This is a genomic window from Acidovorax sp. BL-A-41-H1 (assembly GCF_051942715.1).
Window position 1 is genome coordinate 109,990 of sequence record NZ_JBPVJQ010000005.1, and the last position, 19,466, is coordinate 129,455.

18 protein-coding genes are annotated in these 19,466 nt (G+C 66.5%); 5 read left to right on the plus strand and 13 right to left on the minus strand.

The window, feature by feature from the left end; translation table 11 throughout:
• Positions 1-19: 19 nt before the first annotated feature.
• Both ACTPOI_RS11630 and gloB read right to left on the minus strand, forming a co-directional pair.
• On the minus strand, positions 20-1,573 hold the full coding sequence (locus tag ACTPOI_RS11630; RefSeq protein WP_440108942.1) for a transglycosylase SLT domain-containing protein: 1,554 nt from the start codon (positions 1,571-1,573) through the stop codon (positions 20-22).
• A complete protein-coding gene (gene gloB / locus ACTPOI_RS11635) occupies positions 1,570-2,349 on the minus strand; it encodes a hydroxyacylglutathione hydrolase (RefSeq protein WP_440108944.1) in 780 nt (259 codons plus the stop codon). Before gloB ends, ACTPOI_RS11630 begins: the two co-directional genes overlap by 4 nt.
• On the opposite strand from gloB, the gene ACTPOI_RS11640 reads away from it, so the two are divergent.
• From ACTPOI_RS11640 to ACTPOI_RS11655, 4 genes are all read left to right on the plus strand, one after another.
• Complete coding sequence (locus ACTPOI_RS11640; protein ID WP_440108946.1) at positions 2,348-3,283, plus strand: class I SAM-dependent methyltransferase; 936 nt, start codon at positions 2,348-2,350, stop codon at positions 3,281-3,283. The genes gloB and ACTPOI_RS11640 overlap by 2 nt on opposite strands.
• Complete coding sequence (gene rnhA / locus ACTPOI_RS11645) at positions 3,280-3,729, plus strand: ribonuclease HI (RefSeq protein ID WP_069105410.1); 450 nt, start codon at positions 3,280-3,282, stop codon at positions 3,727-3,729. Before ACTPOI_RS11640 ends, rnhA begins: the two co-directional genes overlap by 4 nt.
• A 174-nt stretch (positions 3,730-3,903) precedes the next feature.
• Positions 3,904-5,352: an efflux RND transporter periplasmic adaptor subunit gene (locus ACTPOI_RS11650; RefSeq protein WP_440108948.1), complete on the plus strand. Its 1,449-nt coding sequence runs from the start codon at positions 3,904-3,906 to the stop codon at positions 5,350-5,352.
• A 94-nt stretch (positions 5,353-5,446) separates the two neighbouring features.
• Positions 5,447-8,620, plus strand: coding sequence for an efflux RND transporter permease subunit (locus ACTPOI_RS11655; protein WP_440108950.1), 3,174 nt, complete (start codon positions 5,447-5,449; stop codon positions 8,618-8,620).
• A gap of 50 nt (positions 8,621-8,670) precedes the next feature.
• Here ACTPOI_RS11655 and ACTPOI_RS11660 read toward each other — a convergent pair whose 3' ends face one another.
• The 10 genes from ACTPOI_RS11660 to ACTPOI_RS11705 form a co-directional block, all read right to left on the minus strand.
• On the minus strand, positions 8,671-9,006 hold the full coding sequence (locus ACTPOI_RS11660; protein ID WP_440108952.1) for a thioredoxin family protein: 336 nt from the start codon (positions 9,004-9,006) through the stop codon (positions 8,671-8,673).
• A 167-nt stretch (positions 9,007-9,173) separates the two neighbouring features.
• Positions 9,174-10,535 carry a molybdopterin molybdotransferase MoeA gene (moeA, locus tag ACTPOI_RS11665; protein WP_440108954.1) on the minus strand — a complete coding sequence of 454 codons (1,362 nt, stop codon included), beginning with the start codon at positions 10,533-10,535 and terminating at the stop codon, positions 9,174-9,176.
• A 78-nt stretch (positions 10,536-10,613) separates the two neighbouring features.
• On the minus strand, positions 10,614-11,129 hold the full coding sequence (locus tag ACTPOI_RS11670; RefSeq protein ID WP_440108956.1) for an N-acetyltransferase family protein: 516 nt from the start codon (positions 11,127-11,129) through the stop codon (positions 10,614-10,616).
• Positions 11,130-11,240: 111 nt separating this feature from the next.
• Positions 11,241-11,864, minus strand: coding sequence for a molybdenum cofactor guanylyltransferase MobA (gene mobA / locus ACTPOI_RS11675; RefSeq protein WP_069105419.1), 624 nt, complete (start codon positions 11,862-11,864; stop codon positions 11,241-11,243).
• 253 nt (positions 11,865-12,117) lie between these two features.
• Complete coding sequence (gene moaA / locus ACTPOI_RS11680; RefSeq protein WP_440108959.1) at positions 12,118-13,257, minus strand: GTP 3',8-cyclase MoaA; 1,140 nt, start codon at positions 13,255-13,257, stop codon at positions 12,118-12,120.
• 71 nt (positions 13,258-13,328) lie between these two features.
• Positions 13,329-13,748, minus strand: a complete 420-nt coding sequence (locus tag ACTPOI_RS11685; RefSeq protein WP_440108961.1) for a BLUF domain-containing protein — start codon at positions 13,746-13,748, stop codon at positions 13,329-13,331.
• A gap of 167 nt (positions 13,749-13,915) precedes the next feature.
• Positions 13,916-14,677, minus strand: coding sequence for an SDR family oxidoreductase (locus ACTPOI_RS11690; RefSeq protein ID WP_440108963.1), 762 nt, complete (start codon positions 14,675-14,677; stop codon positions 13,916-13,918).
• Between the two features lie 62 nt (positions 14,678-14,739).
• Positions 14,740-15,381: a DUF2889 domain-containing protein gene (locus ACTPOI_RS11695; RefSeq protein WP_440108964.1), complete on the minus strand. Its 642-nt coding sequence runs from the start codon at positions 15,379-15,381 to the stop codon at positions 14,740-14,742.
• Positions 15,382-15,484: 103 nt separating this feature from the next.
• Positions 15,485-16,918 carry an aldehyde dehydrogenase family protein gene (locus ACTPOI_RS11700; protein WP_440108966.1) on the minus strand — a complete coding sequence of 478 codons (1,434 nt, stop codon included), beginning with the start codon at positions 16,916-16,918 and terminating at the stop codon, positions 15,485-15,487.
• 103 nt (positions 16,919-17,021) lie between these two features.
• Positions 17,022-17,726 (minus strand): Crp/Fnr family transcriptional regulator, encoded by a 705-nt coding sequence (locus ACTPOI_RS11705; RefSeq protein ID WP_440108968.1) that lies wholly within the window; start codon positions 17,724-17,726, stop codon positions 17,022-17,024.
• Positions 17,727-17,899: 173 nt separating this feature from the next.
• On the opposite strand from ACTPOI_RS11705, the gene ACTPOI_RS11710 reads away from it, so the two are divergent.
• Positions 17,900-18,424 carry an Mpo1 family 2-hydroxy fatty acid dioxygenase gene (locus ACTPOI_RS11710; RefSeq protein WP_440108969.1) on the plus strand — a complete coding sequence of 175 codons (525 nt, stop codon included), beginning with the start codon at positions 17,900-17,902 and terminating at the stop codon, positions 18,422-18,424.
• Positions 18,425-18,535: 111 nt separating this feature from the next.
• On the opposite strand, the gene ACTPOI_RS11715 is transcribed toward ACTPOI_RS11710, so the two are convergent.
• Positions 18,536-19,357 carry a metal-dependent hydrolase gene (locus ACTPOI_RS11715; protein WP_440108971.1) on the minus strand — a complete coding sequence of 274 codons (822 nt, stop codon included), beginning with the start codon at positions 19,355-19,357 and terminating at the stop codon, positions 18,536-18,538.
• Positions 19,358-19,466: the final 109 nt, after the last annotated feature.

Sequence of the window (19,466 nt, forward strand, 5' to 3'; positions counted from 1 at the left end):
CGGCGCGCGCCCGCCGCGTTCAGCGCCGCTTCTGCTTGGACGGCGTTCCGCCGCGTGCCGTGCCCGTGGCCTTCTTGGGCGCTGCGCCGCGTTGCGTGGACTTGGCGCGTTCGTTGCCCGAGCCGCTCACGCTCCTCGCGGCGGCCGACGCGGCGGCCTTGACGGGCAGATACACCACCACTTTTTCACCGGCCTTGAAGGCTGCGTTGGCGCGCACATCATTCCAGTCGGCCACCATCGCGGGCGCCAGCTTGTAGCGCCGGGCAATGCTCGCCACGGTCTCGCCCTTGCCTGCGCGCACAGTGGTGCGCCGGGTCACGATTTCGGGCGTGAAGAACACCTGGCCGTTGTCGGCCAGATGGGATGAAACATCCTGCCGCGTGGCGGCCGTGCGCGGCACCATGAGGGCCGAGCCCGCGCGGATCAGCATGCGTGGGGGGATGTTGTTGAGCGTGCGCAGATCCTGCTCGCTCATGCCCGTGCGCTGGGCTGCATCAGCTACCGTCATGGTCGATGGGGCGGTCCATACCGTCCAGCTGGCGTACTGGCCTTCGCGCCGCGCTTGCAGGTTGCGTTCGAAGACCTTGGCGTTGTCCCAGGGCAGCAGAATTTGGGGCGTGCCCGCCGCCATGATCACCGGCTTGTTGAAGGACGGGTTCAATGCCCTGAAGTCTTCCTCGCGAATGCCCGCGAGGCTGGCCACCAGCGCCACGTCGATGTCGTTGGTGATGTCCACTGTCTGGAAATAGGGGTGGTTCTCGATCAGCGGGAGCTCGGCGCGGAAGGCTGCCGGGTTGGCCACGATGTTCTTTACGGCCTGCAGTTTGGGCACGTACATGCGGGTTTCGGCCGGCATGTTCAGCTCGGTGTAGCTGGTGCCCAGGCCTTGCTTCTGGTTGCGGGCAATGGCGCGGCCCACGCTGCCTTCACCCCAGTTGTAGGCCGCGAGCGCCAGGTGCCAGTCGCCGAACATGCCGTACAGCTTTTGGAGGTAGTCGAGCGCAGCGCGGGTGGATGCCAGCACATCGCGCCGGTCGTCGCGAAACGCGTTCTGCTTCAGATCGAAATAGTTACCCGTGGCCGGCATGAACTGCCACATGCCCGCTGCCTTGGCGCTCGATACGGCCTGCGGGTTGAAGGCGCTCTCGATGTAGGGCAGCAGGGCCAACTCGGTCGGCATGCCGCGGCGTTCGAGCTCTTCAACAATGTGGAACAGGTATTTGCTCGAGCGCTCGGTCATGCGCTGGATGTAGTCGGGCCGCGCGGCATACCACTGCTCGCGGTCCTGCACCAGCTCATGCTGCAGGTCGGGCATGGCAAAACCGCGGCGAATGCGGTCCCACAGGTCGGCCGGCGCTGCAAGCGAGGCGACCTCGGCACTGCTGGCCGTTGCCAGCGGTATCGGCCGTAGCGGCCCGCTGGGGTACAGGGCCACATGCGGAGATGTACGCGCGGCGGATTCAGTGGTCGACGTGCCCGGTTTCTCTGCAGGTGTGGCGCTTGGGGTGCCCGTGGTGGCGCAACCCGTAAGCCAGACCACAGCAGACAGGAGTGCGATGTGCAGGAGTTTCATCGGAAGTTGTTTTTCCATTCGCGCAGTGCGGCCAGTACCGCCACAGCGTCTTCTTCATGAGGCATCTGAGGCTCGTGCTCGCGTGCGGCCTGCGCCACGGCGGGTACGCGAACGCGCAGGAAGGGGTTGATCTCGCGTTCGAGCGCAATGCTCGACGGCAGGGTGGGCTGGTGGCTGGCGCGCAGCGTTTCGCAATGGCCCTGGTAGTCGATCAATGCAGCGTTGGCAGGTTCCACTGCCCGCGCAAATCGAAGGTTGGAGAGTGTGTACTCGTGTGTGCAGCACACGCGGGTGTTGCCCGGCAGCGCCGACAGGCTGTCCAGGGATTGCAGCATCTGCGCGGGCGTGCCTTCAAACAACCGCCCGCAGCCCCCCGAAAACAGCGTGTCGCCGCAGAACAGCAACGGTGCTCCATCCATGTCGGCGCAAAAGAATGCGATGTGGCCTGAGGTATGCCCCGGAACATCCATCACGTCGAAGCGGAGCCCGAGCGCGGTGACCGCGTCGCCGTGCGCGAGAGGCATCGCTGGTTGCGGAATGCGCTCGCGTGCGGGCCCATGCACGGTGGCGCCCGTGGCGTTGCGCAGTGCATCGACGCCGCCCACATGATCGCCGTGGTGGTGCGTGACTAGAATGGCCTGCAATTGCAGCCCCAGCTGCTGCAACACCCGCATGACGGGTGGGGCTTCCCCCGGATCAACGACGATGGCCTGGCGCCCGTCGTGCAGCATCCAGATGTAGTTGTCGGTCAACGCGGGTAGTGGCAGCAGGTTCATGAGCGATCAAATTATAGGTTTGCACCACTGGTTCGAGTCCCCGCCTGGCCAGTACCTGCTGGCCTGGGAGCAGGCGCGCTTTGACGAAGCCGTGGCTGACATCTTCGGCTACCACAGCCTACAGCTGGGCCTGCCCATGGTGGACGGGCTGCGCGCCAACCGCATGCCGCACCAGTGGCTGGCACAGGGCCAGGAAGGCGTGGCGGACGTGTGGAGCCGTGATGCGATGCCTGCCGAGCCCCTCTCAAACCACACCGCATCCTTTACAGAAACGGGCCCCGCAACTGGCGGCCGCCCGGTGGACCTGCTGGCCGAATCGGTGGCCCTCCCGTTTCCCGAGGCCAGCCTGGATCTGCTGGTGCTGCCGCACACGCTGGAGCTGAGCGTTGACCCTCACGCCACCCTGCGCGAAGCGGAGCGCGTGCTGGTGCCCGAAGGGCGCGTCGTGATCAGCGGGCTGAACCCGGCCAGCCTGTGGGGCCTGCGTCAGCGGCGTGCGCGACTCGTGCGGCATCTGGGCAAAGGTTCGCTTTACTTGCCCGAAGGAGGCGAGTTCATCGGCTACCGGCGGCTGCGCGACTGGTTGCGGCTTCTGAGCTTCGAGGTCGAATCGGCCCAGTTTGGCTGTTATCGTCCAGCGGTGCGTACGGCGGGCTGGCTGGAGCGTTTCGGCTGGATGGACACCCTGGGCGAAAAGTGGTGGCCCATCTTTGGTTCGGCGTACTTTCTGGTCGCGGTCAAACGCGTGCACGGCATGCGCCTCATGGAGCCCGCCTGGCGCACCGCCCGGCAGCGGGCCACGGCTACGGTGCCGATCGCCAACCGGGCCGGCATTGGCGCGGCGCCCGCTCCGGCACAGCCACACAACAGCCACCGGGGCAGCGCAATGGCGCCGCGCGCACGGGGCAAAAACGATCACAGGAACACGGTTTGAATCAGGTCGAGATATACACAGATGGCGCCTGCAAGGGCAACCCCGGCCCTGGTGGCTGGGGCGTGGTGCTGCGCGCGGGCAACACTGAAAAAGAACTGTTCGGAGGCGAGCTGGGCACCACCAACAACCGCATGGAGCTGATGGCGGTGATCGAAGCGCTGTCGGCCCTCAAGCGGCCGTGTGCGGTCACGCTGTACCTGGACAGCGAGTACGTGCGCAAGGGCATCACCGAGTGGATCCACGGCTGGAAGGCGCGCGGCTGGCGCACGGCGTCCAAGCAGCCAGTGAAAAACGTCGAACTGTGGCAGCGGCTGGACGCGCTGGTCAGCACCGGCGGCCACCGCATCGACTGGCGCTGGGTGCGCGGTCACTCGGGTGACCCGGGTAACGAACGCGCCGACGGGCTGGCCAACCGTGGCGTGGAGAAGGCGCTGGGGCGCGGCTGAGTGCTCTGTACAGCCGCGAGCAACAGACCAGCTTGCAGCGGCGTGGTGTAAAGCCAGCGTAAAGCCCATGTAAAGCCTGCTCTGGCGGCTTGGGGTCAAGGCTGCACCGTCAGCGCGGCACGACACGCGCTGATACATTGGCTGGCTGCGTTTCATCATCCGGCTGGTTCATACATGGCGTCAAAGCACAGATACATCATTCTCGCGATCCTCGGCATCGCTGCTGCATCGGGCGCAGCCTGGTGGTTGCAGCGGCCGGGCCAGGCGCTACGCGCCGAACCCGCGGTAGCCGCAGGCGCCAACAGCCCTTCGGGGGGCAGCCCCAGTGGTGGCGCGGCGGGCGCCAGCCGTGGCGGCCAGCCCGGCGGGCCCGCGCGGCCGGTGGCGGTGGAGACCGTGCAGGTCCGCCAGATGGCTCTGCGGGATGATGCCGAGGCCGTGGGCAGCCTGAAGTCGCGCCAGAGCGTGGTGCTGCGCCCGGAAGTCAGCGGGCGCATCACCCAGCTGAACTTCCGCGATGGCGAGCGGGTGCGCAAGGGCCAGCTGCTGGTGCAGTTTGACGACCAGCTGCAGCGCGCGCAGATCCAGCAAAGCAAGGCCGAAATGTCGATTGCGCAGGCCAACCACAAGCGCAATCAGGAACTCGTGGCACAAGGCTTCATCAGCCAACGCTCGGTCGATGAAAGCGCTGCCAACCTGGAGGTCGCACAGGCCAAGCTGGCCCTGGCACAAGCCACCGCCGCGCGCCTGAAGATCGTGGCGCCCTTCGATGGCGTGGCTGGCATCCGCGGTGCGAACGTGGGCGATTACCTCAAGGATGGAGCCGACATCGTCAACGTGGAAGACCTGGACACCCTGTACGTGGATTTCCGCCTGCCGGAGCGCCTGCAGGCCAAGGTGCGCCGGGGTCAGACGGCGCAGGTGTCGTTTGACGCCTTGCCGGGCGTCATCTACCCGGCACTGGTGCAGGCCATCAACCCGCAGATCGACGCTGATGGTCGCTCGATTGCGGTACGCGGTTGCATCGACAACCGGCGGCTCCAGCTGCGCCCCGGCATGTTTGCGCGGGTGACGGCCGTATTTGCAGAGCGCGCGGCCGCACTGGTGATCCCGGAAGAGGCCGTGGTGCCTGACGGCGTGAGCCCCTACGTGTTCAAGATTGTCGAGGGCAAGGAGCCCGGCACCCGCGTCGCCCGCCGCACACCTGTCACCCTGGGCGCACGCGTGCCCGGCCTGGTCGAGGTGGTGAGCGGGCTGGCCGTGGGCGATACGGTGGTCTCGGCCGGGCAGCAGCGCCTGCAGCGCGACGGCACCCAGGTGCGGGTGGTGGACCTGGCAGCAAACGCTGGTGCAGCAGGCGCAGCCCAGCGCGGCGCGGGCAAGGGCCCGGCTGCGGCGGCTTCTGCTGCAGCCTCTGGCGCGCCGACGCCTGCTGACAGGGCCTCTGCCGAACGCGGCGTACCCGTCGCGCCTGCAGACGTGGCGGCCCCGGGCCCCGCGCGTGCCGATGCTGCCGGCAATTCCACCCCGTCTGGCGCACGCAACGCAAGCAAGGGGGCCACGCTGGTGGCGGCACTGCCCGGTGCAAGCCCCTGCCAGTCGGGCCCCGTGGCCCAGCGCTGAAGCCACCACGACCATGCTGCAAGCCCAGGCCGTTACCGGCAGCGCCAGGCCCTGGCTTCCCTGAACCTGACCGCACCACGACGTAATCCCAGCCATGCAACTCGCTGAAATCTCCATCCGCCGGCCGGTGTTTGCCACCGTGCTGTCGCTGCTGGTATTGCTGATCGGCGCAGTCAGCTTCACCCAGCTGTCGGTGCGCGAATATCCCAAGATCGACGAGCCTGTGGTCACCGTCACCGTGCGCTACGCCGGTGCATCGGCCGAGGTGATCGAGTCGCAGGTGACCAAGCCGCTCGAAGACTCGATTGCAGGCATCGATGCGGTGGATGTGATCACCTCCATCAGCCGCGCCGAGCAAAGCCAGATCAGCGTGCGCTTCCGGCTGGAGAAAGACGCTGACAACGCCGCCGCCGAGGTGCGCGACCGCACCGCTCGCGTGCGCAACCGCCTGCCCAACGCCGTCGATGAACCCGTGATCGCCAAGGTCGAGGCCGATGCCTCGCCCGTGATGTGGTTGGCCTTCAGCAGCGAAACCCGCAGCCCGCTGGAGATCAACGACCTGGTCAACCGCATCGTCAAGCCGCGCCTACAGACCGTGACCGGGGTGGCCGATGTACCGATCTATGGTGAGCGCAAGTACGCCATGCGCGTGTGGCTGGACCCTGAGCGACTGGCCGGCTACCGCCTGACCACGCAAGACGTGGAAGACGCCATCCGCCGCAACAACCTCGAGTTGCCCGCGGGCCGCATCGAGTCGCAGCAGCGCGAATTCAGCGTGACCTCGCAGACCGACCTGTCCACAGCCAGCCAGTTTGCCAACGTGGTGATCCGCACTGTGAACGGTTTCCCGGTGCGGATCCGCGATGTGGCACGGGTGGAAGAGGGCGCTGCCAGCGACCGCAGTCGCGTGCGCCTGAACGGGCGCGAAGCCATCTCGGTGGGCGTGATCCGCCAGGCCACCGCCAACCCGCTGGAGCTGTCCAAGGGCGTGCGCGCCATGCTGCCCACGCTCAAGGCCGACCTGCCCGCCGACATCGGCATCGACATCGCCAACGACAACTCTCTGTTCATCGACCGATCCATCAAGAGCGTGTACACCACGATTGCAGAAGCCGTGGTCCTGGTGGCGCTGGTGATCTTCGTCTTCCTGCGCACCTTCCGCGCATCCATCATCCCCATCATCACCATCCCGGTGAGCCTGGTGGGCAGCTTTGCGCTGATGTCGCTAGCCGGGTTCTCGATCAACACCCTCACGCTGCTGGCGCTGGTCCTGGCCATCGGCCTTGTGGTGGACGATGCCATCGTGATGCTGGAGAACATCTATCGCCACATCGAGGAAGGGCTGGACCCGTTCTCGGCCGCCATCAAGGGCGCGCGCGAGATCGGCTTTGCCATCGTGGCCATGACGCTCACACTGGTGGCGGTGTATGCGCCACTGGCCTTCACGCCGGGCCGCACCGGGCGGCTGTTTGTGGAGTTTGCGCTGGCACTGGCGGGCGCGGTCGTGGTGTCGGGCTTTGTGGCGCTCACGCTCTCGCCCATGATGTGTTCGCTGCTGCTCAAGCACAACCCCAAGCCCAACTGGTTTGACCGCTCGATGGAGCGGTGGCTGACCGCGCTTTCCAACGGCTACGGCAGGCTGCTGCGCTGGGTGGTGACCGCGCGCTGGGGGGCGGGTAAGGAGGGCAAAGAGGGCAAGGGCGGCGGCTTGCGCGGGGCGGTGTTTCAGGCGCGCTGGCTGGTGGTGGCCGTGATGGTCGCCAGCGGCGCGGCCCTGGTGGTGGTGTACCCCGGCATGCGCCAGGAGCTCTCGCCCATTGAAGACCGGGGCACCATCCTGGCCAGCGTGACCGCGCCCGACGGCGCGACGCTCGACTACACCAACCGCTATGCGCTGGAACTGGAAAAAATCGGCCAGGCCTACCCCGAGTTCGACCGCGTGTTCGCCAACATTGGCAACCCCACGGTGGCGCAGGGCAGCGTCATCTACCGTACCGTGGACTGGGAGGACCGCACGCGCACCACGCTCGACCTGGCCCGCGAACTGCAGCCCAAGGTGGCCGGGTTGCCCGGTGTCAGCGCGTTCCTGATCACGCCACCGTCGCTGGGACAGGGCTTTCGGTCGCGTCCGCTCACCTACGTGATCCAGACCTCGGACAACTACGAGAACCTGAGCAAGGTGACGCAGGCCTTCATGGCCGAGATGGCGCAGAACCCTGGCATCATCGGCCCCGACGTGGATCTGCGCCTGAACAAGCCTGAGTTGCGCATCGAGGTCAACCGCGAACGTGCTGCCGACCTCGGTGTGAGCGTGGAAGTGGTGGCCAAGGCCATCGAAACCATGCTGGGCGGACGCACCGTGACGCGCTACAAGCGCGATGCCGAGCAGTACGACGTGATCGTGCAGACCGAGGCGCGCGGCCGGACCACCCCCGAGAACATCGACACCATCTACGTGCGTGGCCGTAACGAGGCCATGATCCCGCTCTCCAGCCTTGTCAATGTGCGCGAGAGCGTGAGCCCACGCGAGCTCAACCACTTCGGCCAGCGCCGCTCGGCCACCATCACCGCCAACCTGTCGCCCGACTACTCGCTGGGCGAAGCACTCAACTTCATGGACGCCACCGCCGCCAAGGTGCTCAAGCCCGGCTACACCACTGACCTGAATGGCACATCGCGCGAGTTCAAGAGCTCGCAGGGCGCCCTGGGCATCGTGTTTGTGCTGGCGCTGGTGTTCATCTTTTTGGTGCTGGCGGCGCAGTTCGAGAGCTTCATCGACCCGCTGGTGATCATGGTGTCCGTGCCGCTGTCGATGATCGGCGCGCTGCTGGCGCTCAAGTGGAGCGGCGGCTCCATCAACGTGTATTCGCAGATTGGTCTCATCACGCTGGTGGGGCTGATCACCAAGCACGGCATCCTGATCGTGGAGTTCACCAACCAGTTGCGCGAACAGGGCATGGAGATGGTCGATGCGCTGGTCAAAGCATCGGCACAGCGCCTGCGCCCCATTTTGATGACGACCGGCGCCATGGTGCTGGGCGCGATTCCGCTGGCGCTGGCCACCGGTGCCGGTGCAGAAACGCGCACGCAGATCGGCTGGGTGATTGTGGGGGGCATGTCGCTGGGCACGCTGCTCACCATCTTTGTAGTGCCCACCATGTACACGCTGTTTGCACGCAAGGCTGTGCCCGGTGCCAACACAGCCACCGCGGTGGAGGAGCCGGTGCACCCGGCGCATCCGCAGGGGCACGACTACGTGGCCAAGTAATCCCGAGCTTTACGCCGTGGATGACTGACGAGCCGTTGGGTAACAGGCGGTCAGTGGCCCGCAGAAGTCAGTGCAGCCAGTGCGTCACTGATCTCGCCGGTGGTCTGCGGCCGCACCAGGCGTGCGGTTTCCTTGCCGTCCTTCAAGAACACCAGCGTAGGCCACAGCTTCACGCCAAAGCTGCGGCCCAGGCGCTGGCCCGGGCCGTCTTCCACTTTGACGTGCGCCACGCCTGACTGGCCGCCTAGTACCTGCTCGATCAGCCTTTGCGCCCGCTGGCAGTGGCCGCACCACGGCGTGCCGAATTCGACCACGGTGGCACCGGGCATCCGGTCTACGTCGTCGCGTGATGGAGGTTGGGCAAGGTGGCTGGCGGCGTAAGGCATGGTGGTGAGGGGGACTGCAAGGGGAGCTTCATTGTGTGGCGGGTTGGCATACGTGTCTGCAACCGGTCGCAACGAGCGCAGATCCGTCAGTAACGCCGAGCAAGGGCCGCCCCGCAGCGAAGGCGTCGTCCCCCATGAGGGGAAGGCGCGAAGTGACTCAGGGGGGGTCAAATCACACCGTCAAACACCATCACGTCCACCGCATCGCCCACCGCCACGTTGCCTTGCTCATGGTGCAGCACGATGAGGCCATTGGCCTGCACCATGGAGCTGAGCACGCCCGAGCCCTGGTTGCCGGTGGTGCGCACCTGCAGGGTGCCATCCGCCGCGGTGGTGACTGTGCCGCGCTGGTACTCGGTGCGACCGGGCTTCTTGCGCATGGCTTCGGTGCTGATGGCGCGCAGCAGGGGCGGTGCGGTGCGGGTGCTGCCCATCATGCGCAGCAGGGCGGGGCGCACAAAGGCCAGAAAGGTCACCATCACCGCGACCGGGTTCCCGGGCAGGCCGAACAGCACTGCCCCCGCGGATGGTTTTTTGCTATCTTTGTTATAGCTAAAAGTGCTTGTATCACCTGCGCTAGCGGCCGATTCTTCTTCAAAATCTGCTACTCCGCCTATCCGGCCCACCGCCATGGGGCGCCCGGGGCGCATGGCGATGCGCCAGAAGGCTACGTCGCCCAGTTTTTTCATCATGGTGCGGGTGTGGTCGGCTTCGCCCACGCTCACGCCGCCGCTGGTGATGATGGCATCGGCCCGGTCTGCAGCACTGCGAAAGGCGGCTTCCAGCAGCGCGGGCTCGTCGCGCACCACCCCCATGTCGATCACCTCCACGCCCATGCGCGTGAGCAGGCCGAACACGGCGTAGCGGTTGCTGTCGTACACGGCGCCTTCGCGCGGGGGCTCGCCCAGGCTCAGGATTTCGTCCCCAGTCGAAAAGTAGGCCACCCGCAGGCGGCGGTAGACCGTGACCGTGGCCAGGCCCAGGCTGGCGAGCAGGCCCAGCGCAGCCGGCGTGAGCTGCTCGCCGCGCGCCAGCGCCACGCCGCCTTCCATCAGGTCTTCGCCCTTGAAGCGCCGGTTGTCGCCCGTGCGCACCACATCGGCCGCCAGCGTGACCGCGGTGCCGCCTGCGTCTGGGGTGGTGAACTCCTGCGGCACCACAGTGTCCAGCCCTGCGGGCATGATGGCGCCGGTCATGATCTTCACGCAGTCGCCGGGGCCGACCTGCCCGGTCCAGGCCTTGCCCGCCAGCGCGGTGCCCACCACGCGCAGCGTGAGCGGCTGGCCGGGCACCAGCTGGGCGCCCGCCAGTGCATAGCCGTCCATGGCAGAGTTGTCGTGGGGGGGCACGCTGATGGGCGACACCACGTCGCGCGCCACCACCCTGCCCAGGGCCTCGAAGATGCCCAGTTCTTCGGTTTCGCGCACTGGCTCCACCAGGCGGTCCAGAAAGGTGTTGACGTCGGCGGCCCGCAGGGCCTGCGGGTCGTAGCCCTGGAGTTCGGCGGCGATCTGGGCGATGGTCTTCATGGCGATGGCGGTCTTCGGGTCGTAGGTATGGCGGCCTTGGCAGGCGGGCCAGTGATTGTGCCCACCCAGCTCAGCGGGCTAGGTTAACAAACGCAGCATGTGCAGCTTGTCGTACCCCACGCCGTCCACCACGATGGCGCGCGGCAGCAGGCCCCAGGCGCGAAAGCCGGCCTGCTCGTACAGGCGCACCACATGGGTGTTGGATGCGGTGACGGTGAGCAGCAGTTGCGTGAGGCCTGGCACCTGGCGGGCTGTATCGATGCACGCGGCTACCAGCTGCTGGCCGATGCCCTGTCGCTGCGCCGCGGGTGCCACCATCATGCTGACAACGTGCGCGCAATGGCGCTGCTGCAGCCGTGCCTCGCGCTCGCAGCCGATGCAGCCGAGCAGCTGGTCGGTACCGTCAAACGCACCTAGAAAGAACTTGCCTGTGGACGGCTCGCCAAAGCGGCCCGCGTATTCGCTGGCCTCGCGCCCCACCGACGAGGCCCAGTCGGACGTGAACGCCTCGGGCGCGGTGCGCAGCGATTCATCGCGCAGCGCCTTGTAGGCGGCGGCATCGGAAGCGACAAGGGTGCGGATGCGAATCGGCATGGGGTGCGGCGCAGGGTGTGATCAGTGCTCTGTCTGTGTGCAGCGCAGGCCGGTGCGGGGTTGTCTGTTGGCGTTGCTGGCAGGGAGCCAACGGGGCTCCACTGCCACGCTTCACTGGCCTTCCAGTGCCTGCAGTTCCGCCAGTGTGTTGGCGTTGAAAAACGCCTTGGGGTCGTCGCCCGGCTGGTCGAACGGCACGATGGCGCAGTGGTGCTGGCCCGTCCACGCGTCGATCTTGCGGCCACCGGCCTGCGTGAAGGCGACCAGGCTTTCGAGCAGGTCCACACGCAGCAGGCAGAACACCGGCTGCGGGCGCACGGTGGTATGGCCCGTGCCGTCGTCCTCTGGCGCCGCGGCCATGGCGATGTCGGCACCCTGCGCGTCGGCCGCGGCGGCCAGGCGCTGCGCCAGGTCGAGTGGGAACAGCGGCGTATCGCACGGCACCGTCAGCAGCCACGGTGTTTCGCAGCGCTCCAGCCCGGTCAGAAAGCCTGCCAGCGGGCCCGCGTAGTCACTCAGCACATCGGGCCACACCGGCGTGCCAAACGCCTCATAGGCCGCCAGATTGCGGTTGGCATTGACCATCACGTTGCCCGTCTGCATTTGCAGCCGCATCAGCGTGTGCAAGGCCAGCGGCAGTCCGCGAAAGTTTTGCAGGCCTTTGTCCACGCCCCCCATGCGGGAGCCGCGGCCGCCTGCGAGTACGAGGCCTGTGATGTCCTGGGTTTCAATCATGTGTTCAATCGAGGTGGCCGTGGCCGGATAGGGAGACGCGATGCGGGCGAATACAGTGAAACGGGATTGACGCTCAGTGAGTGATCGGGCTTGATTCGTGGTGAAGCCCCGCAGCGATTGTTATTGCGCAGCCCAGGTGCGGGCAGCCGAGCAAGGGCCGCCCCGCAGCGAGGGCTGCGTCCCCCTTCCCGTATCGCGCAGCGATGCGAGAGAAGGGTGAAGCGACGCAGTCGCTCAGGGGGTTGCCACATCCTCATCCACCGATATAACTCATCTCCACCCGCCGCGCGCCGCCCGGGCTGGTGTCGGCGGGCAGGCTGCTGCGCAGCTCAGAGTAGCGGTCCGTGCGCTGCTGCCAGATAGGCGCAATGGCCGACGCGATGTCCGCATCGCTGGCACCGCCCCGCAGCAGGCTGCGCAGGTCATGGCCCTGGGTGGCAAACAGGCACAGGTACAGCTTGCCCTCAGTGGAAAGGCGCGCGCGGTTGCAGTCGTGGCAGAAGGCCTGGGTCACGCTGCTGATCACGCCCACCTCGCCCAGGGCGGGGTCGTGGCGGCCGGTTGCGTCGGCATAGCCCCAGCGCTCGGCGGTCTCGCCCGGGCTGCTGGGGTCCAGCTGGACCAGGGGCAGCTCGGCGCGCAGGCGCTCGATCAGCTCGGCAGACGGCAGCACCTCGTCCATGCGCCAGCCATTGGTGGCGCCCACGTCCATGTACTCGATGAAGCGCAGCGTGGTGCCCGAGCCTCGAAAGTGCCGCGCCATGGGCAAAATTTCATGGTCGTTGGTGCCGCGCTTGACCACCATGTTGACCTTGATGTGCGACAGGCCCGCGGCGTGCGCGGCGTCGATGCCCGCCAGCACATCCGCCACCGGAAAGTCCACATCGTTCATGCGGCGGAACACCGCATCATCCAGGCCGTCGAGGCTCACGGTCACGCGGTTCAGGCCCGCGTCCTTCAGGGCTTTTGCCTTGCGGGCCAGCAGCGATCCGTTGGTGGTGAGGGTGAGGTCGGGCGCGGTGCCATCCACCGTGCGCAGTTGCGCCAGCAGGGCCACCAGTTCTTCCAGACCCTTGCGCAGCAGCGGCTCGCCGCCGGTCAGGCGGATCTTGCGCACGCCGTGCGCCAGGAACAGGCGGGCCAGACGCGTGATTTCCTCGAAGCTCAGCAGCGCGCTGTGCGGAAGGTAGGGGTAGTCCTTGTCGAAGACTTCCTTGGGCATGCAGTAGTTGCAGCGGAAGTTGCAGCGGTCTGTCACGCTGATGCGCAGGTCGCGCAGCGGGCGGCCACGCGTGTCGGTAAGGAGCCCTGTAGGCGCAATGGCCTGTGCCGGTACCTGGGCTGCCAGCGAGGCCAGCCGCTCATCAACCAGGGGGATGACACGTTCAGCCATGGTGGGGCTCGGTGGTCGGCTCGGTAATCGGCTCGGCGATGGGCGCGGTGGGGTGCATGCCCGCCATTTTCTCACTCCAGCCAGCGAACGTTCTCCAGGATTTCGTCAAAGAAGCTGCGCAACGTTGCCGTGCTCATGCTGTAGGGGTCGAAGGCGGCGCTGCTGGAATACTTCAAAAACAGCTGGCGGTTGGCGTCGAGCGAGCCCAGCAGCCCCATTGACCAGCCCGTGAAGCGCCGGTACGGGATCTCGCAAAAGTCGAGCACGGCGGTGTCGCGGTGGCGGGGGTCCTTGAGCAGGCGGTGGTACAGGGTGTTCACTGCCGCGCGGTCGCCTTCGAGTTGCTGCAGGAAGATGCCGTTGTTCAGGCACAGTGCACCGGTCACACCCGCCGCAGCATTGTTGCGCTGCGAGGCCGACAGGATGTCCTTGATGTCGGCGGGGCCGAGAACGCGTGAGGTGCGGCTCGCGTAGGTCAGTTGGATGAGCATGGAGTTCTCCTGAGCGCCGCAGTGTGTCAGCTTTGGCGCTGACCGGCAGGGGCGGGGTGCAATGCCCCTTCGCCAACGCCAAGCCCGGTGGGCACCTACACCTTGGAGCTCCGCTCCTCACCTGCAGACAGGCACCCGGAAACCCTGGCCATCGCAGCGGCGTGCGGCTACACGCAGCGCGCGCCATCCACCTCGATGCACACGCCGCTGATGAAGGCGGCCTCGTCGCTGGCCAGGTACAGGGCAGCATTGGCCACATCCAGCGCGGTGGAGAAGCGCCCCAGCGGGATGGTGGCCAGAAACTTGGCGCGGCGCGCCTCGTCTACCGGGCCGCCTGCAAACTCGGCGGCCAGGCCGGTGTCGGGGTTGAACACGGGGTTGATGCAGTTCACGCGGATGTTGTCGGGGCCCAGCTCGGCCGCCATCGACTTGCTGGTGATGATGACCGCGCCCTTGGAGCCGTTGTACCAGGTGAGGCCCGGGCGGGGGCGCAGCCCGGCAGTGGAGGCGATGTTGATGAAACTGCCGCCACCGGCCTGGCGCATCGCCGGCACGGCGTGGATGGCCGACAGGTAGATGCTCTTCATGTTGATGGCGTAGACCTTGTCGAACTCGTCCTCGCTCACTTCCAGCATGGGGCGGTTGCGGTGCGTCCAGCCAGCGTTGTTGACCACCACGTCCAGCCGGCCGTACAGGCGCAAGGCTTCATCCACCATGGCTTTCACTTCGGCCGATTTCGTCACGTCGGCCTTGAAGAACGCTGCCGTGCCGCCCGCGGCCGTGATCTCGGCCACCACGCGCTGGCCGCCGGCTTCGTTGATGTCATTGACCAGCACCTTGCCGCCCTCGGCTGCCAGCCGCTTGGCGATGCCCTCGCCAATGCCGTTGCCAGCGCCGGTGACGATGATGGATTTGTTTTGCACGCGCATGCGGGTCTCCGGTGGGTGTGAGGGGTGAATAATCAAAAATGATAGCTACACAGGCATATGAATCAAGCACCAGAGGCCAGTTTGGCTTGAATTTCGCCTGGGGAAGCCTGTTCGGGGCTGCTGGCGGCGGCCGGCGCGGGCGGCTGCACTGCAGCTGCAGCAGGCACCCGGCCATAAAACTGCGGGAAATACTCTTTCACGCCGGGGCCGTTGAAGTCCCAGCCGGTGCACTGGCCCAGGTGGCGCGGCGGCTCGTCGGGGTTGGCCGATGCAAACACGGCGGGCACCGACTGGAACGCGGCGGTGGCCAGGTTGAACAGCAGTTCGCGCACATGGGTGCAGCTGGCCACGCCGCCGAGGTGCTTCTGGATGGACTGGCGCCAGCCGCGCGCCATGCTGCAGCCCACCATGCGCTGCAGCGCGCTCTGGGCCTCGCGGCAACCCTTGAGGGGGTGTGCGTCCATCTGCACTTCGATGGCCTGCACCACAAGCTGCAGGTTGACCGTGACGCGCAGCCACATGTGGTGGATGGGCTCGCCGGCCAGCCGCATGCCAGAGGCATTGCGGTAGGAGGGGCCGTCGTAGGCCTTGCTGTCGTGCAGCTCGCCTTCGATGTCCCACAGGCCGTCTTCGCGTTCAAAACCCTGGTACTGGACCCGGCGAACGTGCTTCAGGGTGCGGGGGGCGGGGGGGCTCAGGGGCATGGGATGGGAAAGACGTGGTGCAGAAGGCTCAAAGGTTAGCGCCGCAAGAGAGCCGCGTCGTGCAAAGGCGCGACAGCGGCTGCAACGGTGGCTGCCTGCGCTGTCAGCCGTACTTGATCGCCACCGTCTTGAGCGTGGTGAAGCCGTAAAGCGCTTCAAAGCCCTTTTCGCGCCCGTAGCCGCTCGATTTGACGCCGCCAAACGGCAGCTCCACACCGCCTGCAGCGCCGTAGTTGTTGATGAACACCTGGCCGCTGTGCACGCGCTTGGCCATGCGGAACTGGCGGGCGCCGTCGCGGGTCCAGATGCCAGCCACCAGGCCGAACTGCGTGGCATTGGCCAGCTCTACCGCGTGGTCTTCGTCATGGAAGGCCATGGCGCAAAGCACCGGGCCAAAGACTTCTTCCTGCGCCAGCCGGTGCTGCACCGGCACATCACGCAGCAGCGTGGGCGCCTGGTAGTAGCCGGTGTCGGGGGCTTCATCCACCACCACGCCCTGGGCCACCATGGGAATGCCTGCCACTTGCGCGTCAGACAAAAAGTCCCACACGCGCTGCTGCTGGGTCTGGCGGATGAGTGGACCCACGTCCAGGTCCATGGCTGCGGGGCCTACGCGCAGCTTTTCAAAGGCTCGGCCCAGGCGCTCCAGCAGCGGCTCGTAGATGAGCGAGTCGATCAGCACGCGCGAGCCTGCCGAGCAGGTTTGCCCGGCGTTCTGCACGATGGCGTTGATGACCACCGGGATGGCGGCATCCAGGTCGGCGTCGGCAAAGATGATCTGCGGGCTTTTGCCGCCCAGCTCCAGCGTCACGGGGCAATGGCGCTCGGCGGCGACCTGCTGGATCAGCGTGCCGATCTTGGGGCTGCCGGTGAAGCTGATGTGGTCGATGCCCGGGTGGCGCGCCAGCGCGTCGCCCACCTCGTGGCCGTAGCCGGTGACGATGTTGAGTGCCCCGGCCGGGAACCCCACCTCGGCCGCCAGCTGCGCCACGCGGATGAGCGACAGGCAGGCGTCTTCGGCCGGCTTGACCACGCACACGTTACCCGCCGCCAGCGCGCCGCCCACGCTGCGGCCGAAGATCTGCATGGGGTAGTTCCACGGAATCACGTGGCCCGTGACGCCATGCGGCTCACGCCAGGTGAGCACGCTGTAGCCGTCGGGGTAGGGGATGGTCTCGCCGTGGAACTTGTCGCAGGCACCGGCGTAGAACTCGAAGTAGCGTGCCAGCGCTATCGCATCGGCCCGCGCCTGTTTGGTGGGCTTGCCGCAGTCGCGCTGCTCCAGCGCGGTCAGCTCGTCGGCATGTTCCAGAATTTTTGCCGAGAGCTTCTGCAGCAGCCGGCCGCGCTCCACAGGCGCCAGCTTTTGCCACACCGCGTTGAAGCACTGCCGCGCCGCATGCACCGCCGCATCGATGTCATCCGCGTTGCTGCGCTGGATCTCGTCGAAGGGCTGGCCGTCGGACGGATCGATCACGGGGATCGTGCGGCCTGAAGAAGACGGCACCGAGGCGTTGGCGATGTAGTTCAGTTGCATGCCCGTCATTTTGCCCGGAAATGGAACGTGTGCTTATTATTTGAGCCGGATTGGCCTTAAGTCCAGGTAATAATTGCCCTGACAGCTATAAAAATAGTAGCATTTACTGGCAGGCGGCCCGCAGTGCAGTCAGGTCCAGTATTTCGACCTCGCCGCGCTGCACGCGCACCAGGTGGCGCGACTCCAGGTCTTTGAGGATCTGGTTGGTGGTCTGGCGCGAGATGGCCAGCATCAGCGAAAGCTGCTCCTGCGAAATGCCGATGACCCGGCGCGAGCGGCCCTGCGCCGTCCACTGCCCATAGCCCTCGGCCATCATCACCAAACGGCGCGCCAGGCGCTGCGGTGCGGGCAGCAGGGCCAGGTCTTCCATGGCCACAAATGCCGCGCGCAGCTTGTCGGTGAGCAGCAGGGCCAGCGCATGCCAGTGCTCGGGGTGCTGCTGCAGCCAGGCCTGCAGTTTTTCATGCGGGATGTGGACGAGCGTGCTGGCTTCGGTGGCATGGGCATCGTGGGTACGTGCCGAGTTGTCAAACACCGAGATCTCGCCAAACCAGTGCGGCGGCTCCAGCCGGATGAGCAGTGCGGCGCGCGCCTCGTCGGCCTTGCCGCCGGTGCCCGAGATGCTGATGGCGCCGCGCACTACGGCATACAGGCCGCAGGGCGCATCGCCGCGCAAAAACAGCACCTCGCCTGTTTGCAGCTGGCGCACCTGGGCCATGGCGACCAGGGCCTCGGCAAACGCAGTGGGCAATTGCGCAAACCAGCGGCCGGACGCAAGGATGGGCTGGTATGGGGCGGGACTGGTCATGGAATGAGGATAGAAGGCAATGCGGGCGGCAGGGGCGCGGGACCGGCGTGAGAGCAGTGCGAAAGATGCGGCTGTCATAGCCGCCGCGCCGGGATTTGTCGTGTGCCTGACAGACGCTGGCACCCCGGCAAAGTGACCATTGATCCTGCTCAAAACAGGCCCCGGAGACACCCATGAAAACCCTGATCGACCACCTCTCGCAGTACGCCGACTACCACCGCGATCCGCGCAACATCCATACCCATTTTGTCGGTGTGCCGATGATCATGTTTGCCGTGGTCATCCTGCTGTCGCGCCCCACGTGGATGGCGGGCGATATGCCGCTGAGCCCGGCGCTGGCGGGGGCCCTGGCCAGCTGTGTTTTCTACTTTCGCCTTGACACGCGCTTTGGCCTGGCCATGGCTGCCATCCTGGCTGCCATGCTGACCGGCGGGCAGTGGCTGGCGGCGCAGGGTACGGCCCTCTGGCTGGGCGCGGGTGTGGGCCTTTTTGTGGTGGGCTGGGTGATCCAGTTTGTGGGTCACTACTACGAGGGCCGCAAGCCCGCGTTTGTGGATGACCTTGTTGGCCTGATCGTGGGGCCGCTTTTTGTGGTGGCCGAATGGGCCTTTGCGCTGGGCTTGCGCAAGGAAGTGCAGGCGGCGGTGGAGCAGCGCAGCGGACCGGTGCGCCAGCGCGGGGAGCGTGCCACGGTTTAACGTTTACGGCGCGGCCGCACTGCGGCAGTGAGACAAATCAGTCGGTGGTCGCGTAACCCACCCCAGCGGGCGTAGTGCCCATGGTGGCGGCCCCGCGCGAACCGAGTGACCTCAGCGCACACCCACGGGCACGTAGCGGTCGCTGTGCTCGGCCAGCCAGCGTTCCGAACGGTCAGTGCCGTGCTGGCTGGGGTGGAAGTCGCGGCGCAGGTACTGGCGCCAGGGGCCCCAGCTCTCGCGCACCAGGCCGCCCTTGCCAAACAAGGTGCGTGCGGCGCTTGCCCAGGTGCCCCATTTCCAGAGCGTGCCGTCGTGGCGCAGGTTCAGCACGGTCTGGCGCAGCACGTCGCCCACAAACACCAGCGTGATGCGCCGGAACCAGGTGATGCGCCAGTCGTGGTTACCGCCCAGCGCCTGGTAGATGTCGAACGCCGTGTTCTTGTGCTCGGACTCTTCGGCGCAGTGCCATTGCCACATCGTTGCCAGGCGGGGCTCTGCGCCCTGCAACGTCTCAGGGTGCGCCAGCAGCCATTCGGCCAGCAAGGCGGTGAAGTGCTCGTTGGCAGCCGTCACGGCCAGTGCGTGACGCGGGTCCGAGCCGGCAAACAGCTTCATGCGCTCTTGCGCACGCGGCGCCCAGTCGTTGACGAGGCCCTGCTTTTCCAGGTGGCCGTTGAACAGGCTGTGAATGCGGCGGTGCGTGGCCTCCTGCCCGATGAAGCCGCGCACCTCGTCGGCGAACTGCGCTGCATGCTCGGCGGGCATGGCCTTGTGCCCGCCCTTCACCGCATCGATGAAAAACTGCTCGCCGACCGGGAAGCTCATCGACAGCGCATTGAAGAACGCGGTGCGAAACGCATCGCCCCCGCACCAGTGACGCTCGAACGGGGCTTCCAGGTCGATCAGCAGGCGGCGGACAACAAGTTCGGTCATGGCGGCGTCGGTCAGGGGTGCGAGAGGGTAGGGTGGTACGTGGCGGTACCGGCGTTCTCGGCATGATGGAGCGGGCTTGTGGTACTGTCAAGTACCCGCCCTGAGCCAA